The organism is Salinicola lusitanus (genome assembly GCF_003206045.1).
Classification (GTDB): Bacteria; Pseudomonadota; Gammaproteobacteria; order Pseudomonadales; family Halomonadaceae; genus Salinicola; species Salinicola lusitanus.
On record NZ_PZJM01000018.1, the window covers coordinates 1 to 6400 of the forward strand.

Below are 6400 nucleotides of genomic sequence, written 5' to 3' on the forward strand. Positions count from 1 at the left end.
GATGGGTCTGGCGTTGAGCGCTGACGATAGGAGCTGTCATGGTCGATGTCTCACGGTCGCCATCAACACGAAGATGGCAGGACGGAATAAGAATAGGGGCTTCCTGGGAGGCAAACCCTAGCGAGACATCGGTAATAACGTCAAAGAATCAAAGATGATCCAAAAAGCGTTTTTAGTTATAAACGATCAGAGCTCGACCCGCTCGACCCAGGTCGACAGCGTCTCGCCACGAAGCTCGAGCACACGAAGGCCGGGGCGCGCGGCCTCATCGATCGTGAATTCGTGGCTCTTCGGCAGGAACTGATCCGAGGTCGACGGGCAGCCATAGACGGCCACGACGTCCTGCCAGGCCGCGAATGCCTGGTGGATGTGGCCACAGATCATGGCCCTGACCTGAGGGTAGGGGGAAAGTGTCTGCCACAGGGCATCTCGATCCTTCAGCCCGATCGCATCCATCCATACCGATCCGATATCCAGCGGCGGATGGTGCAGGGCAATCAGTGCCGGCCGGTCGTCGGCCTCGAGCTGCAGCGCGAGACGCTGCAGTTGCTCCTGGCCCAGTTCCCCACCGGGTTGGCCGCTGACCCGCGAGTTCAACAGCAGCACCTGCCACTTGCCGAGGTCGAGTTGCTCGTGAAAAGGATGGCACTCTTCCATCAACTCCGGCTGATCGTGATTGCCAGGGATCCAGAACCACGGACATCCCAGGGACGAAAACACCCGGCAGGCGTGACGATAGGCCGCCGAAGTCTCGTCCTGGGCCACGTCGCCGGTAACCAACAGCGCATCGGGCCCCAGCGCCCGGACGCGCTCGAGTACCGCCTCAAGTTGCCGCAGCGGCAACCCTTTGCGCGAAGTTCCCTTAGGATCGGCCAGCAGGTGGCAGTCGGTAATCTGGACCAGCCGCATCAGGGCGTTTCCGGCACGTCAGCGGCGTGACCATGCGCCAGCCCGTGCTGTAACCACTCACCCAGGAAGCGGTTGATCTGCAGCTTCTCGTCCGGCTGATGCATCTGGGGATTCGGGTAACGGTAGCGCCCCTGGAAATGGCGCTGACGCTGAAAATCGGTCACTTCCGCCATATCGGCATCGTGATAGAGATGCACCGTCATCCGCGGAGAGTCGACGAAACTGTCGAGCACGCCGGTCTGGGACACCCGAGCGACCGTGGTGTAGGGCGCCTGTTCGAGCACTTCGAACCACAGCGTGCCAAAACGAGCATGCTCCCCCGAGAGCGGTACTTCCTTGACTTCACCGGGCTCCATATCCATGACCAGACGGCAGAGCCGCAGATAATTGCTGCTGCACTCGGCCTGGAGCGTCTTGAGATCCGTAACGTAAGCAGTCTTTCTCATGCAGTTCTCCTGGCGCCAGACGACCTGTGAAGGGCGCGAACGCGGACAGCTCTCCCTGTCCCGAATTCATCGCCACTGCCCTTCGCGCTAGGCCATGACTCTCAACGTGGCACGCTCGCGTGCCAGCCAGTGAAAGCCAATCAACGCCATGGCATTGTCCAATTGGCCCGCCATCAGTCGATCCCAGGCATCCAGGAACGACATGACATGAACCAGAATATCCTCGTGTTCGTCTTCCAAGCCATGCACACCACCGATGTCCCGGCTGTCGATCAAACCACAAAACAGGGTGACCCGTTCGGTGCACGCCCCGGGACTGGGGTAATAACGATGGAGCTCGATCAGCTCGCGGACGTCGCAACCGGCCTCCTCCCGAGCCTCGCGCCGGGCAACATCGGCAGGGGACTCTCCCTGCTCGACCAGACCCGCCACCGGTTCCAGCTTCCACGGAGACGTCTCGTCATCCAGGGCCCCGGCACGAATCTGCTCGACCAGCACGACCTCGTCTCGAGTCGGGTCATAGAGTAGTACGCCCACCGCATCGCGGCGAACGTGAACCTCTCGATCCAGAACCTCGCTCCATCCGCCATTGAATTTCCGGTGACGCAAGCGACGCTTCTCGAGATCGAAAAAACCCGTGTAGAGCCGCTGATCCTCTATGCGTTCGACATCCTTGGCGCCGAAGCGGTTGAGCGGGACGATCTCGTGACCCATGGGGTGGCTCCTTGGAACTGAAGGCTCATTATTGCGGCAGCCGTCAGCGATTCCAACCGGCGTTGACAGATTCCCCTCGCGAGGAGGCCCTCTAGATTCCGGCAAACCTGCTCATCTTCGATGCCCACGATGACCGAAGTAAATTTTGAAAAGAATAAACGATAGTTAGAGCACAATATCATTCGCCTAAACATTTATATCTTACTCAATTAACCATGGAGAAAACGGCGACCAAGGCTTATTTTAAACCTCACTGAAAAAACATAAAAAATACTTAGGATTTGCAAGCAAGCCCTGACCATTAACAACCTAATTAATACCAAATGTTTGATTTTAAAACAAAATAAATGATTATCAAAAAATTACAATAAACAACACTTTTAACACTTTGCAATGAACTAACTTCTCTCCTATCCCTACTTACAAACCAAAAAAATCGTCCATATTGACTAAAAAAGCTGATGCTTCCGCATTTACAAGTGATTCAGCAGGGAGAGCCCTCATGCCCATTTCAGCGAAAATCAGCCAGCTCAACGAAGACGTTGCTGCGGCGCCCGCCACCCCGGTTGGAGACAATGGAACGATCGCCCTCGACCAACCCAGGAAGGTGTTGCTGAGCCTCTCCCCGGACGACGTGCAGGAGCTCCAGCGTGACGGCAATGACCTCCTGGTTCGGACCACCGACGGGCAGGTCATCCGTATCGAAAATTTTTATGGCTCAGACCCGACCACAACGAGCCAACTCTACCTGACCGGTGACGACCAGGAACTGATATGGGCAGACCTTGCCCCCTCCTCCGGGGACGGAATCATCGCGGCGGATTACCTACCCCAAGGAGAATTCGGCGTATTCGAACCCGTGGCTGTTGCCGGTGAAGGTGCCGATGGCGCCTCCCTCACCCCGTTGGGTTGGGCCGCCATCGGAGGTGGTGCACTGGCAGCCGGAGCAATTTCGGCAGGTGGCGGCGGCGGCGGCGGCGGCGGCGACGACGATGGTGGCACGGTCCCTCCCGATGGCGGAAACGGCGAGACCGATGACACCCCCCCAGATGCGCCGACCATCGATCCCTCCAACGGTGAAACCATCAGCGGTGAAGCCGAACCCGGCAGCACCATCATCATCACCGACGGTGACGGCAACCCAATCGGCGAGACCACCACCGACGACGAGGGCAACTGGACCTTCACGCCCGACCAGCCGTTGCCCGACGGTACGGAAATCGAGGTCGTCGCCCAGGACCCTGCCGGCAATACCAGCGAGCCGGCGACCGGCACCATCGACGCCACGGCACCGGATGCGCCGACGATCGATCCCTCCAACGGTGAAACCATCAGCGGTGAAGCCGAACCCGGCAGCACCATCATCATCACCGACGGCGACGGTAACCCAATCGGCGAGACCACCACCGACGACGAGGGCAACTGGACCTTCACGCCCGACGAGCCGCTGGCCGACGGTACGGAAATCGAGGTCGTCGCCCAGGATCCCGCCGGCAATACCAGCGAGCCGGCGACCGGCACCATCGACGCCTCGGCACCGGACGCGCCGATAGTCGATCCGACCGATGGCACCACGCTGACCGGCACCGCCGAGCCCGGCAGCGCGATCACGTTGACTGACGGAGACGGTAACGCCATTGGCCAGACCACGACGGGCGACGACGGCAACTGGTCGTTCCAGCCGGACGCACCCTTGGCCGACGGCACCGAGGTCAACGCCACCGCGACCGACGCCGCGGGGAATGTCAGCGAACCGGGTAGCGTCATCGTCGACGGCGACCTGAACGACACCACGCCCCCGGCCACACCGACGATTGCCGGAGTCAACGACGACGTCGCCCCCCAGACCGGATCCGTCGACCGGGAAGCCAGTACCAACGATACCACCCCGACCCTGAGTGGACGCGCCGAGGCGGGCAGCACCCTGACGCTTTACGCCAACGGCGAGGCGATCGGGACCACCACGGCCAACGGGCAAGGTGAATGGACATTCACCGCCGATGACCTAGACGATAGCGATTACACTTTCACCGCCACCGCCACGGACTCCGCCGGCAATGTGTCCGGCGTGAGTGATGGCTATGCGCTGACAGTCGACACTTCGGCACCGGGGTCACCGACCCTCGATCCCAGCGATGGCGGCATACTGATCGGCACCGCCGAACCCGGCAGCGCGATCACGTTGACTGACGGAGACGGTAACGCCATTGGTCAGACCACGACGGACGCTAACGGCAACTGGTCGTTCCGGCCGGATACTCCCTTGGCCGACGGCACCGAGGTCAACGCCACCGCGACCGACGCCGCGGGCAATGTCAGCGAACCCGGCACCCTCACCGTCGACGGCGACCTGAACGACACTACGCCCCCCGCCACGCCTACCATCACGATGGGCAATGACGATACCGCGCCGCAGACGGGCGATCTCGACAGCGGCGACAGCACCAACGACACGACACCGACCCTCTCGGGCCAAGCCGAAGCGCGCAGCATCGTCACGATCTATTCCGGCGAGACCGAACTCGGCACGACCATTGCCAACGCCGCGGGAGAGTGGTCGTTCACGCCAGAGGCACTTGACGACGGCGACTACGACTTCACCGCTACCGCCACCGACAGCGCAGGCAATGTGTCGGACGCCAGTGACCCATTCACGCTGACCGTCGATACCCAGCCTCCCGCAGCGCCCGTGGTCAATCCGACCGATGGAGAGATCCTCACCGGGAGCGCCGAACCGGGCAGCAGCGTCACGCTCACGAATGATCAGGGCGACACCATCGCGACCATCGAAGCGGATCGCAACGGCAACTGGTCCTTTGCACCGGAAACCCCATTGGAAGATGGCAGCACCTTCACCGCCGTCGCCAGGGACGCTGCCGGCAATGCCAGCGAACCGGGAAATGCCACCGTCGACGCCGACCTGGAAGATAACCTGCCACCCTCCGATCCAGTCATCATCACCTCGATCGACGCGACGGAGCCGGTAACAGGAAACGTCGATAACGGCGGCACCACCAACGACCCCAACCCTACGCTTCAGGGCACCGCCGAAGCCACCAACATGGTGCAGGTGTGGGCGGATAACACCATGCTCGGCGAGACCCAGGCCGATAACTTCGGCAACTGGAGTTTCAGGATCAATGCCCGGCTGCTGGATGGTACGACGACGTTCCGCGCGCTCTCCACCGACCCCAAAGGCCTGGTTTCGGAACCCAGCAACACCTACGCGCTCAATGTCGACACGACGCCACCGGACGAGCCGACAGCAACCGTGGCCGATGATGGCACGGCCGTCACCGGTAACGCCGAACCCGGCTCGACCGTCACCATCACCGATGCCGATGGCAATGAAATCGGCTCGATCACGGCAGACCCCGATGACGGCAGCTATCGCGTGCCGCTCGACCCCGCCCTGACCAATGGCGAAAGCGTCACGGCGACGGCCACCGATGCCGCCGGCAACGAGAGCGATCCAGCCAGCGCCACCGCGCCCGATCTGACTGCGCCGGATGCCCCGAGCGTCACGGTCGCCGAGGACGGTGCTTCCGTGACCGGTACCGCCGAACCCGGCTCGACCGTTACCGTCACCGATGCCGACGGCAATGAAATCGGCTCGGTCACTGCCGATCCCGATGACGGCAGCTACAGCGTGCCACTCGATCCCGCCCTGACCAATGGCGAAGGCGTCACGGCGACGGCCACCGATGCCGCAGGCAACGAGAGCTATCCGACCAACGCCACCGCGCCCGACCTGACCGCGCCAGATGCGCCGACCGCGATACTCGCCAACGATACCGGCCTCAACGACGGCGACGGCATCACCAGTGACGCCACCGTCAACGTCGGTGGGATCGAAGACGGTGCCATCTGGGAATACTCCATCGACGGTGGCGATAGCTGGATCACCGGCACCGGCAACAGTTTCGAACTGCCGGAAGGCGATTACGACAATGGCGTGGTGCAGGTTCGCCAGACCGATGCCGCCGGCAACACCAGCGATCTCGTTACGCTTGGCCCTGTTTCCGTGGACCAGACCGCCCCTGTCGTCAACGTCGATGACCTGGATGCGCCGATCAACGACCCCAGCCCCGCGCTCAGCGGCGCTGTCAGCGACCCGAATGCAACCGTGACCGTCACGGTCAACGGCGATGACTATACTGCTGCCAATAACGGCGACGGCACCTGGACGCTGGCCGAGGGTACGGTCACGCTCAACGAAGGCGACAACAGCATCAGCGCCGTCGCTACCGATGCCGCTGGCAACACTTCCGAGCCGGTCAACGAGACGATCGAGCTCGACACCACCGCCGACGCCACCCCGCTGGCCACCC

The 6400-nt window shown here is 61.9% G+C and carries 4 protein-coding genes; 1 reads left to right on the forward strand and 3 read right to left on the reverse strand.

All coding sequences use genetic code 11. The features are described 5' to 3' along the window. Nucleotides 1-186: 186 nt before the first annotated feature. From DOM45_RS19865 to DOM45_RS19875, 3 genes are all read right to left on the reverse strand, one after another. Entirely contained in the window at nucleotides 187-909 is a 723-nt protein-coding gene (locus DOM45_RS19865; protein ID WP_110603440.1) for a metallophosphoesterase, read from the reverse strand. Beyond that, a complete protein-coding gene (locus tag DOM45_RS19870) occupies nucleotides 909-1355 on the reverse strand; it encodes a DUF1249 domain-containing protein (protein ID WP_110603442.1) in 447 nt (148 codons plus the stop codon). Before DOM45_RS19870 ends, DOM45_RS19865 begins: the two co-directional genes overlap by 1 nt. Nucleotides 1356-1442: 87 nt before the next feature. Beyond that, on the reverse strand, nucleotides 1443-2069 hold the full coding sequence (locus DOM45_RS19875) for an NUDIX domain-containing protein (protein WP_110603443.1): 627 nt from the start codon (nucleotides 2067-2069) through the stop codon (nucleotides 1443-1445). A gap of 502 nt (nucleotides 2070-2571) precedes the next feature. Between DOM45_RS19875 and DOM45_RS19880 the strand changes: the two genes are divergently transcribed. Beyond that, nucleotides 2572-6400, forward strand: a 3829-nt coding sequence (locus tag DOM45_RS19880; protein ID WP_157958482.1) for an Ig-like domain-containing protein, incomplete at its 3' end; no start/stop codon positions are given.